We start from the raw sequence: 22,704 nt of genomic DNA, 5'->3' as shown, positions 1-22,704 counted from the left end.
GCCGGCGCGGCCGGTGCATGGAATCCTGATGGCTGCAATGTTCTCTTTGCCGGCCGCCGATGCCGGCGGCAACTCCGCCGCCGATGCCGCGGCACGGATCGCCGCCTCGCTGGCGGCGCGCAGCGGCTTCGATGCCGCCGCCAAGCTGCGCCTGATGGCGGACGGCCGGCAGGTCGGCTGGCTGCCGCGCGCGCATGCTGCAATCCTGCGCGGCTTCGGCGCCGTGCTCGGGCCGGAGCGGCCGCTCGCCGACGGCTCCGTGGCGGTGGTCTTGCTGCCCGGCCGCGACGATTTCGACGCGCGCAGTGCCGCGCTGCAAACGCTGTCGCGCCAGCTCGCCGATGCCGGCCATGTGCGCGGCTGGCGCGACGAACTGTTCGCGGTCACCGCCGCGCTGAACGCGCCCGCGGTCGCGGTGGTGGAGCGCGCCGCGGCGCGCTTCCTCGGGCTGCTGACCTTTGCCTCGCACATGAACGGCATCGTCGATGGCGCTGCGGGCGGCCAGCCGGCCCTGTGGATCTCGCGCCGCAGCCCGGCAAAAGCCATCGATCCCGGCATGTGGGACAACCTGGTCGCCGGCGGCATGCCGCACGGCAGCGATCCTCTGGCAACGCTGGTGCGCGAGTGCGAGGAGGAGTCCGGCATCCCGCCCGCGCTGGCGCGGGGCGTGCAGGCGCACGGCATGATCGAGGTGCTGCGCGACCTGCCCGAAGGCGTGCAGTGGGAGCAGGTCTACGTCTACGACCTGCTGCTGCCGCCGGGCTTCATCCCGCACAACCAGGACGGCGAGGTCAGCGAGCACCGGCGCGTCGAGGTGGCACCATTGCTTGCTATCATGTCGGCCGGCGCCATGACGGTCGATGCGACACTGGTGACGCTGGATGCCCTTGGGCGGCGGGGCTGGTTCCGCGCCGGCCGCCACGAATGAGCTGTCGCGGCGTCCATCGCGGCTTGCCGCGGTAGCAGTAGTGTCCGCCCCATTGCCTGCATGACTGACCGAGCCCCCCTGGCTTCCCCGGCCCTGCGCCGCGCCACCCCGACACAACCACACACCATGAGCACCACCGGATTCATCCTGACCCTCTCGTGCCCGGACCAGCCGGGCATCGTCCACGCTGTCTCGGGCCTGCTGTTCCAGCACGGCTGCAATATCGTCGATTCCGACCAGTACGGCGACGAGTTCGCCGGCCGCTTCTTCATGCGCGTGCATTTCACCCCGGCCGCCGGTGGTCCTGACCTTGGCACGCTGAAGGCCGCGTTCGCGCCGGTGGGCGACCAGTTCGGCATGCAGTGGGAGCTGAACGATGCCACGGTGAAGCCGCGCGTGATGATCATGGTGTCGAAGATCGGCCACTGCCTGAACGACCTGCTGTTCCGCGCCAAGGCGGGCGGGCTGCCGGTGGAGATCGCGGCCATCGTCTCGAACCACCGCGACTTCTACCAGCTGGCGGCGTCGTACGACGTGCCGTTCTTCCATCTGCCCCTGATGAACGCTTCGGCGGAGCAGAAGGCCGCGCAGGAAGCGCGCGTGTTCGACGTGGTGCAGGAGCAGAAGATCGACCTGGTGGTGCTGGCGCGCTACATGCAGGTGCTGTCCGACGACCTGTGCCGCAAGCTGGCCGGCCGCGCCATCAATATCCATCATTCGTTCCTGCCCAGCTTCAAGGGCGCCAAGCCGTACTACCAGGCGCACGACCGCGGCGTGAAGCTGATCGGCGCCACCGCGCACTACGTGACCGCCGACCTGGACGAAGGCCCGATCATCGAGCAGGAGATCGAACGCGTTGACCACAGCATGGACCCCGACCAGCTCACCGCCGTCGGCCGCGACGTGGAATGCGTGGCGCTGGCGCGCGCGGTCAAGTGGCATGCCGAACACCGCATCCTGCTGAACGGCCACAAGACCGTGGTGTTCAAGTAAAGGCAAGCCTTTCTTCCGCTGCCGGCTTGCTTCCCTCTCCCGCGCGCGGGAGAGGGGCAGGGTGTGAGGGCAGGCGTGTGCCATGACCAACGCGCCACGCGCCGCCCGCACACCCGGCATTACCACCAGCCCCACCGCCCAAGCGGCAGGAGCGGGCCGGCCAACTCCGCGCTCACTCCCGCTCCGCCACCACACACTTCACCCCACTGTCGGCCAGGATCTGGTCGAACGGCGCCGCCAGCGGCGCGTCGGTAAACAGCCGGTCCACCTGCGACACATGCGCCAGCTCCACCATGGCCTGGCGGTTGAACTTGCTGGCATCCGCCGCCAGCCAGACCTCGCGTGAATGCTCGATGATGGTCCGCGCCACCTTGACCTCGCGGAAGTCATAGTCGCGCAGCGTGCCGTCGGCCTCGATGCCAGAGATGCCGATCAGGCCGATATCGACCTTGAACTGCCGGATGAATTCCACCGTGGCCTCGCCGACGATGCCGCGGTCGCGCGAGCGCAGCACGCCGCCGGCGACGATGACTTCGCAATCGGGGTTGTCGGCCAGGATGTTGGCCACGTTCAGGTTGTTGGTGATCACGCGCAGGCCGCGATGGTGCACCAGCCCGCGCGCAATCTCCTCCACCGTGGTGCCGATGTTCAGGATCAGCGAACAGCCTTCGGGCACGGCCGACGCCACCGCGCGCGCGATGCGGGCCTTGCCTTCGGCGTTGAGCACCTGCCGCTGCCGGTAGGCGATGTTCTCGGTGGTGGAGTCTTCCACCCGCACCCCGCCATGGAAGCGCGCCAGCATGCCATTCTCGGCCAGCATGTTGACATCGCGGCGAACCGTCTGGAGCGTGACGCCGAACTTGCGCGCGAGTTCGTCGATGGAGGCAAAGCCCTGGGTGCGGACTTCTTCGAGCAGGGCCGTCTGGCGGGGATTGAGGGTCATGCGGGGATTCTAGTTCAAACACAAACGAAAACAAATGATGCGGTGCACTATTGTTTTCTGTTCGTTTTGTTGCTAAAACGAGCGTGAAGCCAAGATTGGTGCGCCTGCATCGAGCCCGAGTCGTGATGCCGGCAGCATATCGAACATGGAGACCGGATGCAGCTACGTTTGGAAGGCGTCGCACAGCAGGCAGGTTCGCAGGCGTATCTCTATCCGATGACGCTGGCCCCGGTTTCCGGTGCGGTCACCATCCTGCTGGGCGCGACGCAGGCGGGCAAGACTTCGCTGATGCGGGTCATGGCGGGGCTGGACCGGCCCAGCGCCGGGCGCGTGCTCGTCGACGGCGACGACGTCACCGGCATGCCGGTGCGCGAGCGCAATGTGTCGATGGTCTACCAGCAGTTCATCAACTACCCGTCGCTGCGGGTCTTCGACAACATCGCTTCCCCGCTGCGACTGCGGCGCAAGGCGGCGGCCGGCGAGATCGGCGCCCGTGTGCGCGAGCTGGCGGCGCGGCTGCATATCGACCACCTGCTGGACCGCTATCCGGCCGAGCTCTCCGGCGGCCAGCAACAGCGCGTGGCGCTGGCCCGGGCGCTGGCCAAGGAAGCGCCGCTGATGCTGCTGGACGAGCCGCTGGTCAACCTGGACTACAAGCTGCGCGAAGAGCTGCGCGAAGAGCTGACCCAGCTGTTCGCGCACGGCGATGCCACCGTGATCTACGCCACCACCGAGCCCGGCGAGGCCCTGCTGCTCGGTGGCTACACGGCGGTGCTGGACGCGGGCGAGCTGCTGCAGTACGGCCCCACGCCGCAGGTCTTTCACTATCCCGATTCGCTGCGCGTGGCGCGCGCCTTCAACGATCCGCCGATGAACCTGGTCGAGGGCCGGCTGGAGGGCGGTCGGGTCGCGCTGCCCGGCGGCATCGCGGTGCCCGTGCAAGGCGTGGCGGCGCCCGACGGCCCGGTGACGCTGGGCGTGCGCGCCTCGGCCTTGCGCCTGGCAGGCGAACCCGGCGCGGTCGCGGTGCCGGGGCGCGTGGCGCTGGCCGAGCTGTCCGGTTCGGACACCTTTGTCCATGCCGATACCGCGGTCGGCAACCTGGTGGCGCAATTCGCCGGCGTGCTCGACCTGCAGCTGGGCGAGCCGGTGACGCTGCACCTGCTGCCCGACCAGCTCTACCTGTTCGATGCGGACGGGCGCCGCATCCATGCGCCGCGCCGTCCCGGCGGGCTCGCGGCCGAGGTGCCCGGCGGCACCGCGGCGGCAGGAGGCTGACAGATGGCGCGCATCGACCTGGACCTGGCGCACTCGTATGTGCCCCATCCGCGCACCGACGAAGACTACGCGCTGCTGCCGCTGCGCTTCACCTTTGAAGACGGCGGCGCCTACGCGCTGCTGGGCCCGTCCGGCTGCGGCAAGACCACGCTGCTGAACTGCATTTCGGGGCTGCTGCGTCCTTCGCACGGCACCATCGCCTTCGATGGCCGCGACGTCACCGGCGCCACGCCGCAGGCCCGCAATATCGCCCAGGTGTTCCAGTTCCCCGTGATTTACGACACCATGACCGTCGGTGAAAACCTGGCCTTTCCGCTGCGCAACCGCGGCGTGCCGGAAGCGCAGGTGCGCGAGCGGGTCGGGCGGGTTGCCGAGATGCTGGACCTGTCGTCGACGCTCGGGCGCCGCGCCAGCGGCCTGGCCGCCGATGCCAAGCAGAAGATCTCGCTCGGGCGCGGGCTGGTGCGCCAGGACGTGTCGGCGATCCTCTTCGACGAGCCGCTGACGGTGATCGACCCGCAGCTCAAATGGCAGCTGCGGCGCAAGCTGAAGGAGATCCACCACGAGTTTCGCCTGACGCTGATCTACGTGACCCACGACCAGACCGAGGCGCTGACCTTTGCCGACCAGGTGGTGGTGATGTCGCGCGGCAAGGCGGTGCAGGTGGGGCCGGCCGATGCCCTGTTCGAGCGGCCCGCGCATACCTTCGTCGGGCACTTTATCGGCTCGCCGGGCATGAACTTCCTGTCCGGGCAATGGCGCGACGGCGCCATCGACGTGGCCGGGCGTCGCTATATGCCGCCGCTGGCGCCGCCGGTGGAAGCGGCGCTGCGCGCGGCCGGCAGCTTCCGCATCGGGGTGCGCCCGGAATACCTGCAACTGGCGCCGGAGCGCGACGCGCAGGCGGTGCCGGTGCAGGTACAGCGCGCGCAGGACATCGGCACCTACTGGATGCTGACCGGCACGGTGCAGGAGGCGGGCGCGCAGGCCGGCACGCTGCGCGCGCGGCTGGGTGCCGAGGCGGCCGGCCTGCGGGCGGGCGACACGGCATGGCTGTCGGTGTTCAACCGGCATACCTGCTACTACGTCAACGAGGAGCTGGTGTCATGAAGCCCGTCAACCAGAAGGCCTGGCTGCTGGTGCTGCCGGTGGTGGTGTGCGTGGCGTTCTCCGCCATCCTGCCGCTGATGACCATCGTCAACTACTCGGTGCAGGACATCATTTCGCCCGAACGGCGCGTGTTCGTCGGTACCGAATGGTTCCGCACGGTGCTGCGCGACGGCGAGCTGCACGACGCGCTGCTGCGCCAGCTGGGCTTCTCGCTGGCGGTGCTGCTGGTGGAGATCCCGCTGGGCATCCTGCTGGCGTTGTCGATGCCGGCCCGGGGCTGGAAGGCGTCGGCGGTGCTGGTGATCATCGCGCTGTCGCTGCTGATTCCATGGAATGTGGTCGGCACCATCTGGCAGATCTTCGGCCGCACCGACATCGGCCTGCTGGGCGCCGCGCTCGAAGGGCTGGGCTTCGACTACAACTACACCGGCAGCGCCTTCGATGCCTGGATCACCGTGCTGGTGATGGACGTCTGGCACTGGACGCCGCTGGTGGCGCTGCTGTGCTATGCCGGCCTGCGCGCCATCCCCGACGCCTACTACCAGGCCGCGCAGATCGACGGCGCCTCGCGCCTGGCGGTGTTCCGCTATATCCAGCTGCCCAAGCTGCGCGGCGTGCTGATGATCGCGGTGCTGCTGCGCTTCATGGACAGCTTCATGATCTACACCGAGCCGTTCGTGCTGACCGGCGGCGGACCCGGCAACGCCACCACGTTCCTGTCGCAATACCTGACCCAGAAGGCCGTCGGCCAGTTCGACCTGGGTCCGGCGGCGGCGTTTTCCATCGTCTATTTCCTGATCATCCTGCTCATGTGTTTCATCCTCTACAACTGGATGCAGCGCGCGGGCACCGCCGGCAGCGAGGACATGCCCCATGGCTGAGATCTCTTCGGCAGTCCCCGCCGTGATTCCCACCGCGATCCCGGCAAAGGCCAACCGCGCCGCCTGGTGGCGCGCCGGCTTCCTGCTGGCCTACCTGGTGTTCGCGATCGTGCCGATCTACTGGATGGTCAACATGTCGTTCAAGACCAACGAGGAGATCGTCTCCACGCTGTCGCTGTGGCCGGGCCAGTTCACGCTGGAGCACTACAAGACCATCTTCACCGATCCGTCCTGGTATTCGGGCTACGTCAACTCGATGATCTACGTGGCGCTGAACACGGTGATCTCGATCGGCGTGGCGCTGCCGGCCGCCTACGCCTTCTCGCGCTACCAGTTCATCGGCGACAAGCACGTGTTCTTCTGGCTGCTGACCAACCGCATGACACCGCCGGCGGTGTTCCTGCTGCCGTTCTTCCAGCTCTACAGCACCATCGGGCTGATGGATACGCACCTGGGCGTGGCGCTGGCGCACCTGGTCTTCAACGTGCCGCTGGCGGTGTGGATCCTGGAGGGCTTCATGTCGGGCGTGCCGCGCGAGATCGACGAGACTGCCTATGTCGACGGCTACTCGTTCCCGCGCTTCTTCCTGACCATCTTCCTGCCGCTGATCAAGGCCGGCGTTGGCGTGGCCGCGTTCTTCTGCTTCATGTTCAGCTGGGTCGAACTGCTGCTGGCGCGCACGCTGACCTCGGTCAACGCCAAGCCCATCGTCGCCACCATGACGCGCACGGTGTCGGCATCGGGCATGGACTGGGGCGTGCTGGCCGCGGCCGGCGTGCTGACCATCGTGCCCGGCGGCATCGTGATCTGGTTCGTGCGGCACTACATCGCGAAGGGCTTCGCGATGGGCCGGGTTTAACGCAGGCCTTCGCAAGGAGACGGCGCCAATGCTGAGCTGGATGGTATGGACCACACCGGTGGCGGTGTTCTTTGGCTGCATCGTGGTGATGCTGATCGGCATGACGATCCTGGAAATCCGCTCGCCGTCGGTGCTGCGCAAGGGCTTCCTGCCGGTCGCCACCACCCGCGGCGACCGGCTCTTCATCGGCCTGATGTGCGCGGCGTGGATCAACCTGGCATGGGTCGGGCTTGGCGAGAAGGTTGCCGCATGGCTGGCGCTGCCGGAAGAGCCGTCGGTGTGGATCAGCTTCGCGGCATCGATGCTGGTGCTGGCGCTGATCCTGCGCAAGGGCTAGCGCCGCGCCGGCCGGGATCCACGCATGAACGGGAAACGCGGCTTGTCCCCACCCCGGGGCCGCCACCCAGACCATAACCGGGGCAGGGGATTCTTGAGGAGACACCGATGAAAGTGCAAGTGACGTTGGGGATGTCAGCCCTTGCCTGCGCGGCCGCGCTCGCTTGCGGCACCGCCTGGGCGGGTGAAGCGGAAGCGAAGAAGTGGATCGACAACGAATTCCAGCCCTCGTCGCTGTCCAAGGACAAGCAGGCTGCGGAGATGAAGTGGTTTATCGATGCCGCCGCCCGGCTCAAGGCCAAGGGCGTCACGCAGATCAATGTGGTGTCGGAGACCATCACCACGCACGAGTACGAATCCAAGACCCTGGCCAAGGCGTTCGAGGAAATCACCGGCATCAAGGTCAACCATGACCTGATCCAGGAAGGCGACGTGGTGGAGAAGCTGCAGACGTCGATGCAGTCCGGCAAGTCGATCTACGATGGCTGGATCTCCGACTCCGACCTGATCGGCACGCACTACCGCTATGGCTCGATCCTGCCGCTGACCGACTACATGAACGGCGCCGGCAAGGAGTGGACCAACCCCGGGCTCGATGTGAAGGACTTCATCGGCACCAAGTTCACCACCGCGCCCGATGGCAAGCTGTACCAGCTGCCCGACCAGCAGTTCGCCAACCTGTACTGGTTCCGCGCCGACTGGTTCGCGCGCAAGGACCTGCAGGACAAGTTCAGGGCCAAGTACGGCTATGACCTGGGGGTGCCGACCAACTGGTCCGCCTATGAGGACATCGCCAACTTCTTCACCAACGATGTGAAGGAAATCGACGGCAAGAAGGTCTACGGCCACATGGATTATGGCAAGAAAGACCCGTCGCTGGGATGGCGCTTCACCGACGCCTGGCTGTCGATGGCCGGCACCGCCGACAAGGGCCTGCCCAACGGCATGCCGGTGGACGAGTGGGGCATCCGCGTGGCCGAGGACAAGTGCACGCCGGTCGGCGCCTCGGTGGCGCGCGGCGGCGCCACCAACAGCCCGGCCGCGGTCTATGCGCTGACCAAGTACATCGACTGGATGAAGAAGTACGCCCCGCCGCAAGCGATGGGCATGACCTTCTCCGAGGCTGGCCCGGTGCCCGCGCAGGGGCAGGTGGCGCAGCAGATCTTCTGGTACACGGCCTTTACCGCCGACATGACCAAGAAGGGCCTGCCGGTCGTCAACGCCGACGGCTCGCCCAAGTGGCGCATGGCGCCGTCGCCGTATGGCCCCTACTGGAAACAGGGCATGCAGAACGGCTACCAGGATGTGGGCTCGTGGACCTTCTTCAAGAACACCGATCCCAACAAGCTGGCCGGCGCGTGGCTGTACGCGCAGTTCGTGACCTCGAAGACGGTCTCGCTGAAGAAGTCGCTGACCGGGCTGACCTTTATCCGCGACAGCGACATCCATCACGACTACCTGACCAAGAACGCGGCCAAGTATGGCGGCCTGGTCGAGTTCTATCGCAGCCCCGCGCGTGTGGCGTGGACCCCGACCGGCACCAACGTGCCGGATTATCCGAAGCTGGCGCAGCTGTGGTGGAAAAACGTGGCCACCGCGGTAACCGGCGAGAAGACGCCGCAAGCCGCGATGGACACGCTGGCCGAAGAGATGGACCAGGTCATGGCGCGCCTGCAGCGCGCCGGCATGAGCAACTGTGCGCCCAAGCTGAACGCGAAGGGCGATCCGGCCAAGTGGCTGTCGAACGACCATGCGCCGTGGAAGAAGCTCGCCAACGAGAAACCCACGGGCGAGACCATTCCGTACGACAAGCTGCTGCAGGCGTGGAAGGAAGGCAAGGTGCGCTGAGGTCTTCGAGACCGCGGCAATGAATGAAAGCCGCGGTTTCGCTCTTCTCTCCCGCTCGCGGGAGAGGAGAGTTCGCAACGGGCCATTGGGGGCCCGACGTCGGCGCTAGCCCGCTGGCGAGACCACGTTGGACGGCTCTGCCGCGTGCGCCGCCTGCGCGGCGTGGCGCGCCTTGCCATGCCGCTTGGCCTGATAGAGCGCCATGTCGGCGTGCAGGAACAGCTCGCTCACGGTCATGGCGTGTCGCGCCTCGTGGAGCGCCGAGCCGACGCTGGCCGATGCCGCCAGCGTATGGCCGTCGATCACGAAAGGTATGCGCGCGGCCTGCACGATGGTGTCGGCCACCGATGCCATCGCGTGGCGGTCCGCGATACCTTCCAGGATCACCGCGAATTCGTCGCCGCCGATGCGCGCGACGGCATCGCCCTTGCGCACGCAGGCACGCAGGCGCTGCGCGAATGTCACCAGCAGCTGGTCGCCGATGGGGTGGCCATAAGTGTCGTTGACCGCCTTGAAGTCGTCCAGGTCCACCAGCAGCAGCGCCAGCGGGCAGGCGCTGGCGCCGGCGCGTGCCATGGCTTCGGCCAGGCGCCGGTCGAAGCCCTTGCGGTTGAGCAGGCCGGTCAGGTAGTCCGAGACAGTCTGGGCTTCCAGGCTGCGCAGCTTTTCGCGCTCGTGCGTGACATTGCGACCGAACATGTGCAGGCCCACCACGGTGTCCTGGGCATCGTTCCACGCCGGCTGACAGGTGATTTCGATGCACTCGGTGCCGTCGGCGCTTTCGCGGGTAAAGGTCACGGCCTGGCCGGTGCCGGCTTGCTGCAGATAGGGCTGGCAGGCCAGGTATTCCTGCGTGCCCCACAGCTCGCGCAGCGACAGGCCCACGATCTGCTGCGCCGGCAAGCCGTACCGCCGTGCATAAGCCTCGTTGACGAAGACGTAGCGCTGCTGCGTGTCGATGAACGAAATAAAGTCCGGCACATGGTTGGCAATTGCTTCGATGCGCTTTTCGCTGGCGGCGGCACGGTCCTTGGCGGCCTGCAGCGCAGCCTCGCGCTCCGACAGCTGGGCTACGACGCCGGCGAAGGTTGCCGCCAGCTCGCCGATCTCGTCCGCGTGCCCGACCGGCAATTCCGCCAACGCTCCGGGGTTGCTGCCGAGCTGGCGCACCGCGCGATGCAGCCGCTGCAGCGGCGCCAGCAGCCGCCACATCACCAGCCACATCAGCCCGCCCGCGATCACCATGGTGATCGCCCCCATCACGAGCGTCCGCTGGCGTACGGTGATCAGCGGCGCATAGGCTTCGGCCGCCGGCAGGACCGCAACCACTTCCCAGCCGTTGGATGCCAGCAGGTAGCGTGCAACGATCGGCTGGGTCGGCGTCAGGACTTCCAGCAGGCTGGGCGCCTGCTCGGCGCCGCAGGCCTCGCCGATAGCACGCGCCGGCGTCAGCACGCGCGACAGGTCCGCATGCATCGCATAGCGGGGCTGGGTGCCGGCGGACACCAGGCAAAAGCTGCCGGTGGTGCCCACCCGGCTATGCGCCAGCTCGCGCAGGAAGTTGCTGTCCGCCAGGTTGAGCACGCCGCCGACCACGCCGCGCAATTCGCCGGCGGGCCCCCGCATGGGTACCGCCAGCACCACGCCCGGCGCGTTGGTCTGCTTGCCCTGGATCAGGTCCGACACCGCGAATGACTGGCCGTGCAGGACGTCGCGGAAATAGTCGCGGTCGTTCACGCGCAGGTGCACCCCATCCGGCACGGCGGTGCTGAAGGTCAGTTCGCCGTCGGGCGAGGCGAGGAAGACGGCATTGAAAGTGTCCGGGATATCCACCAGGGCCTCGGCCGCACGGCGCAAGTCGGCCGGCCTGGCGGCATGCATGGCGGAAAACTGGCGCGCCATCCGATGCAGCACGGCGGCGCGGCCCTGCAGCTTTTCATCGAGCTGCTCGCCGACCATCTCGACCAGCGTGTCCTGCTGGGACTGCAGCAGGTTCTTCAGGCTGTCATAGGCGTAATACTGGGCGTAGAGCGCGCGCAGCACGATGATCAGCGTCACCACCCCCGCCGTGGCTAGCGCCATCCGATACTTCAAAGAGTGCTGCATGATTAACTTCTTTCTTGTGCGCACTGACCCGTTTCCCGTTCGCGCTGGCCGCCCAGGGCTGGCGATGGTGTGTTGAGAAGGTTAGCAGAAGTCAAGGGGGATTTAGAAACTGTTTGCAACAAAGTCCGCGCTGGCGCTTGCGGGGGCCTTCACTCGGCCGGAGCTGCGCAGGCAAACGTTGCCGTCACCCGTTAGGATGCTGGCTGCCCGCACTTCCACGCGGGCCGATCCCCGCAGACAACCAGGTCCATCGCCCATGACGACACCCATGATCACGCCCACTACACTGCTCGACCTCGCCGGAGCCAGCCGCATTCCTTCGGCCTGGGATGCCTCTGTCCTGATCCTGATCGACCATCAGCGCGAGTACGTCGATGGTCGCCTGCCTCTGGCCGGCATGCCGGCCGCCGTGGCTGCCTGCGCGGACTTGCTGGCGCTGGCGCGCGCGCACGGCACGCCCGTGATCCATGTGGCGCACCATGGCCGGCCGGGCAGTCTGGCCTTCGATCCGACCGGCCCGTATGCGGCCTTTATCGAAGGGGTGGGGCCGGACGGTGGCGAAATCACGGTCACCAAAGGTTTGCCCAACAGCTTCGCCGGCACCACGCTGGCCGATGAGCTGTCGCGGCTTGGCCGCAAGGAGTTGATCGTCGCCGGCTTTCAGACTCATATGTGCGTCAGCGCCACGGTCCGGGCGGCGCTCGACCACGGCTTTCGCAGCACCGTCGTGGCCGCGGCCTGCGCCACGCGCGACCTGCCGGATCCGCTGGGCGGGCCGGCAGTGCCAGCGGCTGATCTGCATCGCAGCACGCTCGCCGCGCTGAACGACCGGTTTGCCACGGTTGTTGCCGACGCAGGTGCCTGGCGGTCCTGACCGCCAGGGCATCCGTATCGGCTGGCGTGCGGCTGGTCGCTGGCAAGGTAACCCCCGGCGGTGGCCGGGGCCTTGCGGTGCCGGTCGCACGCAGGTCCAGAAATAAGGCGAATCTTGCCCCGGGAGCGGAGTAGTTTCGCGAGTGCCGGGAGAGGGCGTGCCGAAATGAAAAAAGCCAGCGCGAGGCTGGCTTTCCTGAATCTGGTGGGTGGTACAGGGATTGAACCTGTGACCCCTGCCGTGTGAAGGCAGTGCTCTACCGCTGAGCTAACCACCCCTGTCTGCGTCGTCGTTGCCGTCGTGCAGCAGAGAAGTGAGATTATGCAGAGGTTCTTGTATCTTGTAAAGCCCTTTTTTGAATTTTTGTTACGCGGCCAGCGTTCCCGGGCCTTCCGCCGGCTCTTCCTGCCATACCGTCTTGCCGCCGCTGGCCTTGTCGAGACCCTTCAGCAGGGCAAGGTGGGCCTGCTGTTCCTCGTCCGTGGCGCGCAGTACGGGCAAGGTCAGCCTCGAAAGGTCGGCGGTGGTGACCACGCCGTCCTGGCCGCTGCCGCCGTCGAGCGTGTCAATCACCAGCGAATCCTGGCCGCGCGTCATGGCCAGGTAGACCTCGGCCAGCAATTCGGCGTCCAGCAGCGCGCCGTGCAGCTTGCGGTGGGCGTTGCTGATGCCAAGGCGTTCGCACAGGGCATCCAGCGAATTGCGCTTGCCCGGGAACATCTGGCGGGCTTCGCGCAGGGTATCGATCACGTTGCCGACATGCTGGCGAAACGGCGGCAGGCCCAGCAGCTGGAATTCCATGTCGAGGAAGCCCAGGTCGAACTGCGCGTTGTGGATGATCAGCTCGGCGTCCTGGACGAACTCGCGGATGTCGTGGACGACCTCGGCGAAGCGGGGCTTGTCGGCCAGGAACTCGACGGTGATGCCGTGAACGGCGATCGCGCCCTCATCGATATCGCGCTCCGGGTTGACGTAGAAGTGCAGGTGGCGCCCCGTCAGCCGGCGGTTCATCAGCTCGACGCAGCCGATTTCGATCAGGCGGTCGCCGGTGGCGGCATTCAGGCCGGTGGTTTCGGTATCGAGAACGATTTGTCGCATGGCGGGCATTCTAGCGGAGCGGGGCGGGCGTTCCGCGCTTGTTGTCAGCGGTGTTGCGAAACCCGGTCAGCGGCCGATCGATTCGACGCCGCGGTTGGCCAGCGCGTCGGCGCGCTCGTTGCCGGGGTGGCCGTTGTGGCCGCGTACCCAGTGCCAGGAGATCTGGTGCGCTTGCGCCAAGGTGTCCAGCGCCTGCCACAGGTCGGCATTCTTGACTGGCTTCTTGTCGGCGGTCTTCCAGCCGCGCGCCTTCCAGCCGGGCAGCCATTCGCTGATGCCCTTTTGCACGTACTGGGAGTCGGTATAGACGCGCACCACGCAGGGCCGCTTGAGCGCGCGCAGCGCTTCGATCACGGCGGTCATTTCCATGCGGTTGTTGGTGGTGTTCGGTTCGCCGCCGAACAGCTCTTTCTCGCTGGTGCCGGCGACGAGCACCGCGCCCCAGCCGCCGCGGCCGGGATTGCCCTTGCAGGCGCCGTCGGAGTAGATCGTGACTTCTTGCATGTGATTCCGTGGTGGCCACCCGCGGATCGGATGGCGCATTGAGAGCGGGTAGGGCGGATAAGGCGGATAAGGCGCCGGGCGCGCAAAGCCGGGTCGCGTCAGCGCTCCTTGCCTGGGGTCTTGCCATGCGTGCCGGTGGGGGTGGCCACGGGTGCGGACACCGGCGCCAGCGCCGGCTTGCTCTTCCAGGCCGGCCCGACCAGGCGGATATTGCGCACGCGCTTGATCGCCGAAATCATATAGACCGCGCCGAAGATCGGCCACCAGCGGTCGCCGGCCTTCTCCATGAAGGCGGTGCGCTGCAGCCAGCGGTCGGTGCGATACGGCGGGCAATAGCAGCCGAAGCGGCCGCGGATGATATCGAAGCCAAGCAGCTTGAGCCAGTCCTTGATGCGCACGAAGCCGATCTGCTGCGCGTCTGTCGGCAGGAACGGCGTGGCGCCGAGCCGGTTCATGCCCTGGCGCGCGCCCCACAGGCTCACCGGGTTGAAGCAGGTGACCACCACGCGGCCCTCGGGCATCAGCACCCGCGAGACTTCGCGCAGCACTTCATGCGGGTCTTCGGCAAACTCCAGGATGTGGGGCAGGGTGACCAGGTCGATGCTCTGGGTGTCGAACGGCAGTTCGTCGAAACGGCACAGCAGCTGGCGTGCATCCGGATGTGCGGCACGGGGCCCGTGCGGGCCGCTGGACGGGTCCAGCGCCAGCGCCGAGAACGGCATCCGGTTCTCGCGCAGGGTATCGATATAGGGCAGTCCCAGCTGGACCGCGTGATAGCCGAAGATGTCGGCCACGGTCCGGTCGTACTGCTGCGCCTCCCAGCGCAGCATGTACTCGCCGGGCGGCGAGGCCAGCCAGTCTTCCCAGCTTACAATCGGGTGATTGGGACGATTGGACATAGGAGCATGCGCATGTTGAAGGTTGAGCCGATCCCGGCGTTCCAGGATAACTATATCTGGGCCATCCACGACGGGCACTGCGCCGCCGTGGTCGATCCTGGCGAGGCCGCGCCGGTGGAGCGCTTCCTGGCGCAAAGCGGTCTGGCTCTGGGCGCTATTGTAATCACCCATCACCACGGCGATCACCAGGGCGGGGTGGCCGGGTTGCTGGCCGCGCATCCGCGTGCACCTTCGGGCGGTCCGCTGCCGGTGCTGGGGCCGGCGGGCGAGCGTATCGGCGGACGTACCCAGGCGCTGCGCGAGGGCGACGTGGCGACGCTCGAGGCGCCGGCTCTGACACTGCGCGTGCTGGACGTGCCCGGCCACACCGCCGGCCACATCGCTTATGTTGCGGACCTGGGCGAAGCCGGGCCCGCGCTGTTCTGCGGCGATACCCTGTTTGCCAGCGGCTGCGGGCGACTGTTCGAAGGCACGCCGGCGCAGATGCTGGCCTCGCTGGACAAGCTGGCGGCACTGCCCGGCGACACCCGCGTTTATTGCGCCCACGAATACACCCGCAGCAATGTTCGCTTCGCGCGCGCGGTCGAGCCCGGCAATGCCGCACTGGCGGCGTGGGAGGCGCGGGTCGAGGCACTGCGCGCCACGAACCAGCCGACGCTGCCGACCACCATCGCCCACGAGCGCCAGGTGAACCCGTTCCTGCGCTCGCGCGAGCCGGCGGTGCGTGCCGCGGTGTCGGCCCACGGCGGGACTGCCGCCGACGATGCTCAGAACTTCGGCGCGCTGCGCGGCTGGAAAGACAATTTCCGCTGACCCCCGGCCAGGCCGCCGGCCTTGCGCCGCAAGGCCTGGCGGCAGCCGGCCGGATAGCGGCTATATGGAAAATCTGATTGACGCGATACGCGGTTTTTTTTAGCATCACGCAACCTTTTAGCGCCACGATTTGAGAACTTAATGAAAATTGGTCGATTACTGGCGGTGGTCGCGTGCGCCGCGCTGCTTGCAGCGTGCGCCAGCACCCCCACGCCGCCTGAAGGCGCCGACGGTGCCGCGACCGCCCAGACTGCCAAGCGGGACCCGCTCAACACCCTCAGCGACAAGTCCGCGCTCTCTTCCACTTCCACCATCAATGTCGACCAGGGCGGCCTGGACTGGCTGCGCGGCCCGTCCAACGACATCTGGGACCGCATCCGTCGCGGCTTCGCCATGACGGACCTGGAGGGCACGCTGGTCGACGACCGCACCCAGTGGTATGCGCAGCGGCCGGAGTACATGGAACGGATGGTCGGGCGCTCGAGCCGCTACCTCTATCACATCGTCGAGGAGCTGGAACAGCGCAAGATGCCGACCGAGCTGGCGCTGCTGCCCTTTGTCGAGAGCGCGTTCAATCCGCAGGCGCAGTCCACCGCCAAGGCGGCCGGGATGTGGCAGTTCATCCCCAGCACGGGCAAGTCCTACAACCTGAAGCAGAACATGTTCCGCGACGAGCGCCGCGACGTGCTGGCCTCGACCGACGCCGCGCTCGACTACCTGGCGCGGCTCTACGACATGTTCGGCGACTGGCACCTGGCACTGGCCGCGTACAACTGGGGCGAGGGCGCCGTGTCGCGGGCGATCGCGCGCAACCAGGCGCGCGGGCTGCCGACCGACTATGCCAGCCTGCCGATGCCCAACGAGACGCGCTATTACGTGCCGAAGCTGCAGGCGGTCAAGAACATCATCGCCAACCCGGCTGCGTACGGCGTCAAGCTGCCCGAGATCCCGGACCACCCGTACTTCGTCACGGTGACCACCTCGCGCGACATCGACGTGAACCTTGCGGCCAAGCTGGCGGACATGTCGGTGGAGGAGTTCAAGGCACTGAACCCGTCGTTCAACCGGCCGGTGATCCTGGGCGCGTCGAACCCGCAGATCCTGCTGCCGTTCGATAACGCCGAGCGCTTCCAGTACAACCTGAACACCTATCGCGGCGGGCTGTCGAGTTGGGCCGCGGTGACCGTGGACAGCCGCGAGCGCGTCGAGTCCCTCGCGGCGCGCCTGAATGTCGATGCCGACACGCTGCGAGAGATCAACAGCATCCCCAAGGGCATGCGCCTGAAGGCGGGCTCGACCGTGATGATCCCGCGCTCGGGCCGGCATGACCAGGACATCAGCGCCACCCTTGCCGACAGCGCCATGCTGGCGATGGAGCCCGACCTGCCCGATGCCCGCCGCGTGGTGGTGCGCGCCAGCCGTCGCGATACCGTGGCCTCGGTGGCGCGCCGCTACGGCGTCTCGGCGGGGCAGGTGCAGTCTTGGAACAAGCTCTCGGGCACCAAGCTGGTGGCAGGGCAGAGCCTGGTGCTGATGGTGCCGGTGCGCGGCGCCGGCGCCGTGCGCGCGGCCCGTGCCGAACGCGCCGACCGGGCCGACCGGGCCGAACGCGCGGACCGGTCCGAGCGTAGCGAACAGGCCAGCCGCAAGGAATCCACCGGCAAGGGCGGCAAGGGCGCCAGGGTGGTCCGGGTCTCCGCCAAGGGCGAGGCGCGCCAGCGTGCGGTGGTCGAGGCCTCGCCGCGACGCGGGGGCAAGGCGCCGGCCGTCGCCAAGGTGTCGGCCAAGACCACCACCAAGGCCAGCGGGAAAGGCGTCAAGGCGCGCTGACGTGATCGCGCCGGCGCGACGCCGGGACAGCAAAAGGGGCGATGCCGTCGGCACGCCCCTTTTTTCATGTGCCGCTGCCGTCCCGTGCGCCAGCGCGCTGAAAGCGTGGCCACGGGTGCCCGGGCCGGTGGCAAACTACGGGCATATCAACAACCACCGCAACAAGCGGAGGAGACAGACATGACGGCAAGCCATGCCGTGCATGCCCGTTCGCTGGCCGATCCCGAGGGGTTCTGGGCCGAACAGGCTGCGCGCATCGACTGGGAAACCCCGTTCAGCCAGGTGCTCGACAACAGCCGCGCGCCCTTTACGCGCTGGTTCGTGGGCGGGCGCACCAACCTGTGCCACAACGCGGTGGATCGCCACCTGGTGGCCCGCGCGGGCCAGCCGGCGCTGCACTGGGTCTCGACCGAGACCGACCAGGCCCGCAGCTTTACCTACGCTGAGCTGCACGATGAGGTCAGCCGCATGGCCGCGATCCTGCAGCGACTGGGCGTGCAGCGGGGCGACCGCGTGCTGGTCTATATGCCGATGATTCCGGAAGCCGCGTTCGCGATGCTGGCGTGCGCGCGCATCGGCGCCATCCATTCGGTGGTGTTCGGCGGCTTTGCCTCGGTCAGCCTGGCCGCTCGCATCGAGGATGCCCGGCCGCGCGTGGTGATCAGCGCCGACGCCGGTTCGCGCGCGGGCAAGGTGGTGCCGTACAAGCCGCTGCTCGACGAAGCCATCCGGCTGTCCTCGCACCAGCCCGAGAAGGTGCTGCTGGTGGACCGGCAACTGGCGGACATGCCGCGCACCGAGGGCCGCGATGAAGACTATGCCGCGTGGCGGGAGCGCGTCGGCGGCGTGCAGGTGCCATGCGTGTGGCTGGAGTCGGGCGAGCCGTCCTATGTGCTCTATACCTCGGGCACCACCGGCAAGCCCAAGGGCGTGCAGCGCGATACCGGCGGCTATGCCGTGGCGCTGGCCACCTCGATGGAGTACATCTTCTGCGGCAAGGCTGGCGACACCATGTTCACCGCGTCGGACATCGGCTGGGTGGTCGGGCACAGCTATATCGTCTATGGCCCGCTGCTGGCCGGCATGGCCACGCTGATGTACGAAGGTACGCCGATCCGGCCCGATGGCGGCATCCTGTGGCGCCTGGTCGAGCAATACCGGGTCAACCTGATGTTCAGCGCCCCCACCGCGATCCGCGTGCTGAAGAAGCAGGATCCGGCATGGCTGACACGTTACGACCTGTCCAGCCTGCGCCTGCTGTTCCTGGCCGGCGAGCCGCTGGACGAACCGACCGCCCGCTGGATCCAGGACGGCCTGGGCAAGCCCGTGGTCGACAACTACTGGCAGACCGAATCCGGCTGGCCCATCATCGCCATCCAGCGCGGCATCGAGGCGCTGCCGCCCAAGCTGGGTTCGCCCGGCGTGCCGGCCTACGGCTATGACCTGAAGATCGTCGACGAGACTACCGGCGAGGAATGCCCGCCCGGACAGAAGGGCGTGGTCGCGATCGACGGCCCGCTGCCGCCGGGGTGCATGAGCACGGTCTGGGGCGACGACGACCGCTTCGTGCGCACCTACTGGCAGGCGGTGCCGAACCGCCTGTGCTATTCCACCTTTGACTGGGGTGTGCGCGATGCCGACGGCTATGTCTTTATCCTGGGACGCACAGACGATGTGATCAACGTCGCGGGCCACCGGCTGGGCACGCGCGAGATCGAGGAAAGCCTGTCGTCGAGCGCCGCGGTGGCCGAGGTGGCCGTGGTTGGCGTGCAGGACGCGCTCAAGGGGCAGGTGGCGATGGCCTTCTGCATCGCCCGCGATCCCGCGCGCACGGCCACGCCCGAGGCGCGGCTGGCGCTGGAGGGCGAGTTGATGAAGACGGTCGAGCAGCAACTGGGCGCGGTGGCCCGGCCTGCGCGCGTGCTGTTCGTCAATGCGCTGCCGAAGACGCGTTCCGGCAAACTGCTGCGGCGCGCCATGCAGGCCGTGGCAGAGGGCCGCGACCCCGGCGACCTGACCACCATCGAGGATCCGGGGGCACTGGAGCAGCTGCAGGCCGCGTTGAAGGGCTAGCGGAGCAGGGCGATGCGGTGTTGCGCACGGCACACCGCATCGGCACCTTGCCATCGGTCGTGATGCAGTCTAATATTTGAAGCATAAAATATTTAATCTTGATCTAGATGGCGGTGTAGTCCGGGAACGGCGTGCGATATGCGGCGCGCCCGGCACAGCCGGCAGGAGGCAACAGATGCGCGTGCTTTGTATTGGCGGAGGCCCCGCCGGCCTGTACTTCGGCCTGCTGATGAAACTGCAGAATCCGGCCAACGAGGTCATCGTGGTAGAGCGCAACCGGCCGTACGACACCTTCGGCTGGGGCGTGGTGTTCTCCGACGCCACCATGGACAACCTGAAGCAAGCCGATCCGGCCAGCTCCAGCGAGATCAACGCCGCGTTCAATCACTGGGACGACATCGACATCCATATCGGCGGGCGTACCATCCGCTCGGGCGGGCATGGCTTTATCGGCATCGGCCGCAAGCGCCTGCTGAACATCCTGCAGGCGCGCTGCGAGGCGCTCGGGGTGAAGCTGGTGTTCGAGACCGATGTGTCCGACGACCAGGCGCTGGCGATGCAATACCAGGCCGACCTGGTGATCGCCTCCGACGGCCTGAACAGCCGCATCCGCACGCGCTATGCCGACACCTTCCGGCCGGATATCGATACGCGCCAGTGCCGCTTTGTCTGGCTGGGCACGCACAAGCTGTTCGACGCCTTCACCTTTGCCTTTGAGAAGACCGAGCACGGCTGGTTCCAGGCCCATGCCTACCGCTTCGACGACAACACCTCGACCTTTATCGTCGAAACGCCGGAAGCGGTCTGGCGCGCGGCCGGCATCGAGCAGATGAGCCAGGAAGAGGGCGTGGCGTATTGCGAGAAGCTGTTCGCGCGCTACCTCGACGGCAACAAGCTGATCAGCAATGCGGCGCACCTGCGCGGCTCGGCGATCTGGATCCGCTTCCCGCGCGTGATCTGCCGGCAATGGGTGCACTGGAACACCTTGCCCGATGGCCGCCGCGTGCCCGTGGTGCTGATGGGCGACGCCGCGCACACGGCGCATTTCTCGATCGGCTCGGGTACCAAGCTGGCGCTCGAGGATGCCATCGACCTGGCCGAAGAGATCCGTGGCAGCGGCCACGACGGCCTGCCCGATGCGCTGGCGCGCTATGAAGCCACGCGCGGCGTCGAAGTGCTGAAGATCCAGAACGCGGCGCGCAACTCGACCGAATGGTTCGAGAACGTCGAACGCTATGCCGGCAGCCTGCCGCCGGAGCAGTTCGCCTATTCGCTGCTGACGCGCTCGCAACGGATCTCGCATGAAAACCTGCGCGTGCGCGATGCCGGCTATGTCGCGCAGTTCGAGCACTGGCTGGCGCAGCAGGCCGGGGTGCCGGCCGACAGCCTGAAGCTGCGGGCGCACCAGCCGCTGCCGCCGATGTTCACGCCGTTCCGCGTGCGCGGCGTCACGCTGAAGAACCGCGTGGTGGTGTCGCCGATGGCGATGTATTCCTGCACCGACGGCGTGCCGGGCGACTTCCATCTGGTCCACCTGGGCTCGCGTGCGCTCGGCGGCGCCGGCATGGTGGTCGCGGAAATGACCTGTGTCTCGCCCGATGCCCGCATCACGCCGGGTTGCCCCGGCTTGTGGAACGATGCGCAGCGCGACGCCTGGCGGCGCATCGTCGATTTCGTGCATGCCAACAGCGATGCGCGCATTGCCATGCAGATTGGCCACGCGGGCCGCAAGGGCTCGACGCAGCTCGGCTGGGAAGCGATGGACCATCCGCTGCCGCAGGGCAACTGGCCGGTGATCTCGGCCTCGCCGCTGCCGTACCTGCCCGGCGAATCGCAGACCCCGCGCGAAATGACGCGCGCCGACATGGACCGCGTGCGCGACGACTTCGTCGCCAGCGCGCGGCGCGCGGCCGAGGCCGGCTTCGACTGGCTCGAGCTGCACTGCGCGCACGGCTACCTGCTGTCGAGTTTTATCTCGCCGCTGACCAATACGCGCGACGACGAATACGGCGGTTCGCTCGCCGCGCGGCTGCGCTATCCGCTCGAAGTGTTTGCCGCGGTGCGCGCGGTGTGGCCGCAGGACAAGCCCATGTCGGTGCGCATTTCCGCGCATGACTGGGTCGAGGGCGGCATCACGCCCGATGACGCGGTGGAGATCGCGCGTGCGTTCAAGGCCGCGGGCGCCGACATGATCGACTGCTCGTCGGGCCAGGTCAGCCCCGACCAGGCACCGGTCTACGGACGCATGTACCAGACGCCGTTCGCGGACCGCATCCGCAACGAGGCCGGCATTGCCACCATCGCGGTGGGTGCGATTTTCGAGGCGGACCACGTCGACTCGATCATCGCCGCCGGCCGCGCCGACCTGTGCGCGATCGCGCGGCCGCATCTGGCCAACCCGGCGTGGACGCTGCAGGAAGCCGCGCGCATCGGCTATCGCGACATCGCCTGGCCCAAACAGTACCTGGCGGGCAAGCGGCAGCTGGAAACCAATCTCGAACGCGCCGCGGCGCAGGAGAAGCAGGCATGACCCGCAGCACGGCAACACTGGCCGGCCGGCACGCGCTGGTGACGGGCGGCGGGCGCGGCATCGGCGCGGCAATCTCGCGGCGGCTGCTGGCCGATGGCGCCAGCGTCACGCTGCTGGGGCGCGCTGCCGGCACGCTGCAAGCGACGGTGCAAGTCCTGCGCGAGCAGGCACCGGCAGGTGCCATCGTTTCTTTCGTCACGGCCGATATCGCCGATGCCGACAGCGTAGCGCGCGCCTTTGCCGAGGCAACGGAGCAGGGGGGGCCGGTATCGATGCTGGTCAACAACGCCGGGCAGGCGCACAGCGCCCCCTTCATGAAGACCGATGCCGCGCTGTGGCAGCGCATGCTCGACGTCAACCTGACCGGCACCTTCCTGTGCACGCAGGCCGCACTGCCGGCGATGCTCGAGGCCGGCTGGGGGCGCATCGTCAACGTGGCCAGCACCGCCGGGCTGATCGGCTACGGCTACGTCAGCGCCTATTGCGCGGCCAAGCATGGCGTGATCGGACTGACGCGCGCGCTGGCACTGGAGACCGCGGCCAGGGGCGTGACCGTCAACGCGGTTTGCCCGGGCTACACCGAGACCGATATCGTGCGCGACGCCGTCGCCAACATCGTCGGCAAGACCGGCCGCAGCGAGGACCAGGCGCGCGCCGAACTGGCCGCGCGCAATCCGCAGCGCCGTCTGGTGCAGCCCGAGGAAGTGGCCGACGCCGTGGCGTGGCTGTGCCAGCCGTCCGCCGGCGCGATCACCGGACAGGCAATTCCGGTGGCCGGCGGCGAAGTGATGGCGGGCTGAG

Annotated in this window: 19 protein-coding genes and 1 tRNA gene; 14 read left to right on the top strand and 6 right to left on the bottom strand. The window is 67.6% G+C overall.

The genetic code is table 11. The features are described from left to right. The first annotated feature begins 28 nt into the window (after positions 1-28). Both RALTA_RS09745 and purU read left to right on the top strand, forming a co-directional pair. Positions 29-928 carry an NUDIX hydrolase gene (locus RALTA_RS09745; RefSeq protein WP_012353260.1) on the top strand — a complete coding sequence of 300 codons (900 nt, stop codon included), beginning with the start codon at positions 29-31 and terminating at the stop codon, positions 926-928. A 126-nt stretch (positions 929-1,054) separates the two neighbouring features. After that, the gene (gene purU, locus RALTA_RS09740) at positions 1,055-1,921 is read left to right on the top strand and encodes a formyltetrahydrofolate deformylase (RefSeq protein ID WP_012353259.1); all 867 of its coding nucleotides are present in this window, start codon (positions 1,055-1,057) and stop codon (positions 1,919-1,921) included. Positions 1,922-2,093: 172 nt separating this feature from the next. On the opposite strand, the gene RALTA_RS09735 is transcribed toward purU, so the two are convergent. Then, positions 2,094-2,864 carry a DeoR/GlpR family DNA-binding transcription regulator gene (locus RALTA_RS09735; RefSeq protein WP_012353258.1) on the bottom strand — a complete coding sequence of 257 codons (771 nt, stop codon included), beginning with the start codon at positions 2,862-2,864 and terminating at the stop codon, positions 2,094-2,096. Between the two features lie 156 nt (positions 2,865-3,020). Between RALTA_RS09735 and RALTA_RS09730 the strand changes: the two genes are divergently transcribed. The 6 genes from RALTA_RS09730 (at position 3,021) to RALTA_RS09705 (ending at position 9,176) form a co-directional block, all read left to right on the top strand. Beyond that, entirely contained in the window at positions 3,021-4,142 is a 1,122-nt protein-coding gene (locus tag RALTA_RS09730) for an ABC transporter ATP-binding protein (protein ID WP_012353257.1), read from the top strand. 3 nt (positions 4,143-4,145) lie between these two features. Beyond that, positions 4,146-5,252 (top strand): ABC transporter ATP-binding protein, encoded by a 1,107-nt coding sequence (locus RALTA_RS09725; RefSeq protein WP_012353256.1) that lies wholly within the window; start codon positions 4,146-4,148, stop codon positions 5,250-5,252. Beyond that, positions 5,249-6,133 (top strand): carbohydrate ABC transporter permease, encoded by an 885-nt coding sequence (locus RALTA_RS09720; RefSeq protein ID WP_012353255.1) that lies wholly within the window; start codon positions 5,249-5,251, stop codon positions 6,131-6,133. Before RALTA_RS09725 ends, RALTA_RS09720 begins: the two co-directional genes overlap by 4 nt. Then, the gene (locus RALTA_RS09715; RefSeq protein ID WP_012353254.1) at positions 6,126-6,992 is read left to right on the top strand and encodes a carbohydrate ABC transporter permease; all 867 of its coding nucleotides are present in this window, start codon (positions 6,126-6,128) and stop codon (positions 6,990-6,992) included. The genes RALTA_RS09720 and RALTA_RS09715 overlap by 8 nt, the downstream gene beginning before the upstream one ends. Before the next feature lie 28 nt (positions 6,993-7,020). Continuing rightward, the gene (locus tag RALTA_RS09710) at positions 7,021-7,329 is read left to right on the top strand and encodes a DUF2160 domain-containing protein (protein ID WP_012353253.1); all 309 of its coding nucleotides are present in this window, start codon (positions 7,021-7,023) and stop codon (positions 7,327-7,329) included. A 107-nt stretch (positions 7,330-7,436) separates the two neighbouring features. After that, positions 7,437-9,176 carry an ABC transporter substrate-binding protein gene (locus RALTA_RS09705; RefSeq protein WP_012353252.1) on the top strand — a complete coding sequence of 580 codons (1,740 nt, stop codon included), beginning with the start codon at positions 7,437-7,439 and terminating at the stop codon, positions 9,174-9,176. Positions 9,177-9,281: 105 nt separating this feature from the next. On the opposite strand, the gene RALTA_RS09700 is transcribed toward RALTA_RS09705, so the two are convergent. Beyond that, on the bottom strand, positions 9,282-11,282 hold the full coding sequence (locus tag RALTA_RS09700; RefSeq protein ID WP_242405228.1) for a sensor domain-containing diguanylate cyclase: 2,001 nt from the start codon (positions 11,280-11,282) through the stop codon (positions 9,282-9,284). Between the two features lie 268 nt (positions 11,283-11,550). On the opposite strand from RALTA_RS09700, the gene RALTA_RS09695 reads away from it, so the two are divergent. Further along, complete coding sequence (locus RALTA_RS09695; RefSeq protein WP_012353250.1) at positions 11,551-12,156, top strand: cysteine hydrolase family protein; 606 nt, start codon at positions 11,551-11,553, stop codon at positions 12,154-12,156. 202 nt (positions 12,157-12,358) lie between these two features. On the opposite strand, the gene RALTA_RS09690 is transcribed toward RALTA_RS09695, so the two are convergent. The 4 genes from RALTA_RS09690 to RALTA_RS09675 form a co-directional block, all read right to left on the bottom strand. Then, positions 12,359-12,433 (bottom strand) — tRNA-Val (locus RALTA_RS09690). Positions 12,434-12,522: 89 nt separating this feature from the next. Next, positions 12,523-13,263, bottom strand: coding sequence for a DNA polymerase III subunit epsilon (gene dnaQ, locus RALTA_RS09685; RefSeq protein WP_012353249.1), 741 nt, complete (start codon positions 13,261-13,263; stop codon positions 12,523-12,525). 57 nt (positions 13,264-13,320) lie between these two features. Next, entirely contained in the window at positions 13,321-13,758 is a 438-nt protein-coding gene (rnhA, locus tag RALTA_RS09680; RefSeq protein ID WP_012353248.1) for a ribonuclease HI, read from the bottom strand. A gap of 98 nt (positions 13,759-13,856) precedes the next feature. Continuing rightward, a complete protein-coding gene (locus RALTA_RS09675) occupies positions 13,857-14,657 on the bottom strand; it encodes a class I SAM-dependent methyltransferase (protein WP_012353247.1) in 801 nt (266 codons plus the stop codon). Between the two features lie 12 nt (positions 14,658-14,669). On the opposite strand from RALTA_RS09675, the gene gloB reads away from it, so the two are divergent. The 5 genes from gloB (at position 14,670) to RALTA_RS09650 (ending at position 22,703) form a co-directional block, all read left to right on the top strand. Further along, complete coding sequence (gloB, locus tag RALTA_RS09670) at positions 14,670-15,470, top strand: hydroxyacylglutathione hydrolase (protein WP_012353246.1); 801 nt, start codon at positions 14,670-14,672, stop codon at positions 15,468-15,470. Positions 15,471-15,611: 141 nt separating this feature from the next. After that, a complete protein-coding gene (locus RALTA_RS09665; RefSeq protein WP_012353245.1) occupies positions 15,612-17,300 on the top strand; it encodes a transglycosylase SLT domain-containing protein in 1,689 nt (562 codons plus the stop codon). Positions 17,301-17,480: 180 nt separating this feature from the next. Next, positions 17,481-19,373 carry a propionate--CoA ligase gene (locus RALTA_RS09660; protein ID WP_012353244.1) on the top strand — a complete coding sequence of 631 codons (1,893 nt, stop codon included), beginning with the start codon at positions 17,481-17,483 and terminating at the stop codon, positions 19,371-19,373. Between the two features lie 175 nt (positions 19,374-19,548). Next, the gene (locus RALTA_RS09655; protein WP_012353243.1) at positions 19,549-21,903 is read left to right on the top strand and encodes a bifunctional salicylyl-CoA 5-hydroxylase/oxidoreductase; all 2,355 of its coding nucleotides are present in this window, start codon (positions 19,549-19,551) and stop codon (positions 21,901-21,903) included. Beyond that, positions 21,900-22,703 carry an SDR family NAD(P)-dependent oxidoreductase gene (locus RALTA_RS09650; RefSeq protein WP_012353242.1) on the top strand — a complete coding sequence of 268 codons (804 nt, stop codon included), beginning with the start codon at positions 21,900-21,902 and terminating at the stop codon, positions 22,701-22,703. The genes RALTA_RS09655 and RALTA_RS09650 overlap by 4 nt, the downstream gene beginning before the upstream one ends. Position 22,704: the final 1 nt, after the last annotated feature.

The sequence above is a fragment of the Cupriavidus taiwanensis LMG 19424 genome (assembly GCF_000069785.1).
Taxonomy (GTDB): Bacteria; Pseudomonadota; Gammaproteobacteria; order Burkholderiales; family Burkholderiaceae; genus Cupriavidus; species Cupriavidus taiwanensis.
This window is presented reverse-complemented; position numbering and strand designations above follow the sequence as displayed.

Coding starts and splice junctions, on each gene's coding strand:
- RALTA_RS09745 (WP_012353260.1), top strand. CDS start 29: ATGGCTGCAATGTTCTCTTTGCCGGCCGCCGATGCCGGCGGCAACTCC.
- purU (WP_012353259.1), top strand. CDS start 1,055: ATGAGCACCACCGGATTCATCCTGACCCTCTCGTGCCCGGACCAGCCG.
- RALTA_RS09735 (WP_012353258.1), bottom strand. CDS start 2,864: ATGACCCTCAATCCCCGCCAGACGGCCCTGCTCGAAGAAGTCCGCACC.
- RALTA_RS09730 (WP_012353257.1), top strand. CDS start 3,021: ATGCAGCTACGTTTGGAAGGCGTCGCACAGCAGGCAGGTTCGCAGGCG.
- RALTA_RS09725 (WP_012353256.1), top strand. CDS start 4,146: ATGGCGCGCATCGACCTGGACCTGGCGCACTCGTATGTGCCCCATCCG.
- RALTA_RS09720 (WP_012353255.1), top strand. CDS start 5,249: ATGAAGCCCGTCAACCAGAAGGCCTGGCTGCTGGTGCTGCCGGTGGTG.
- RALTA_RS09715 (WP_012353254.1), top strand. CDS start 6,126: ATGGCTGAGATCTCTTCGGCAGTCCCCGCCGTGATTCCCACCGCGATC.
- RALTA_RS09710 (WP_012353253.1), top strand. CDS start 7,021: ATGCTGAGCTGGATGGTATGGACCACACCGGTGGCGGTGTTCTTTGGC.
- RALTA_RS09705 (WP_012353252.1), top strand. CDS start 7,437: ATGAAAGTGCAAGTGACGTTGGGGATGTCAGCCCTTGCCTGCGCGGCC.
- RALTA_RS09700 (WP_242405228.1), bottom strand. CDS start 11,282: ATGCAGCACTCTTTGAAGTATCGGATGGCGCTAGCCACGGCGGGGGTG.
- RALTA_RS09695 (WP_012353250.1), top strand. CDS start 11,551: ATGATCACGCCCACTACACTGCTCGACCTCGCCGGAGCCAGCCGCATT.
- dnaQ (WP_012353249.1), bottom strand. CDS start 13,263: ATGCCCGCCATGCGACAAATCGTTCTCGATACCGAAACCACCGGCCTG.
- rnhA (WP_012353248.1), bottom strand. CDS start 13,758: ATGCAAGAAGTCACGATCTACTCCGACGGCGCCTGCAAGGGCAATCCC.
- RALTA_RS09675 (WP_012353247.1), bottom strand. CDS start 14,657: ATGTCCAATCGTCCCAATCACCCGATTGTAAGCTGGGAAGACTGGCTG.
- gloB (WP_012353246.1), top strand. CDS start 14,670: ATGTTGAAGGTTGAGCCGATCCCGGCGTTCCAGGATAACTATATCTGG.
- RALTA_RS09665 (WP_012353245.1), top strand. CDS start 15,612: ATGAAAATTGGTCGATTACTGGCGGTGGTCGCGTGCGCCGCGCTGCTT.
- RALTA_RS09660 (WP_012353244.1), top strand. CDS start 17,481: ATGACGGCAAGCCATGCCGTGCATGCCCGTTCGCTGGCCGATCCCGAG.
- RALTA_RS09655 (WP_012353243.1), top strand. CDS start 19,549: ATGCGCGTGCTTTGTATTGGCGGAGGCCCCGCCGGCCTGTACTTCGGC.
- RALTA_RS09650 (WP_012353242.1), top strand. CDS start 21,900: ATGACCCGCAGCACGGCAACACTGGCCGGCCGGCACGCGCTGGTGACG.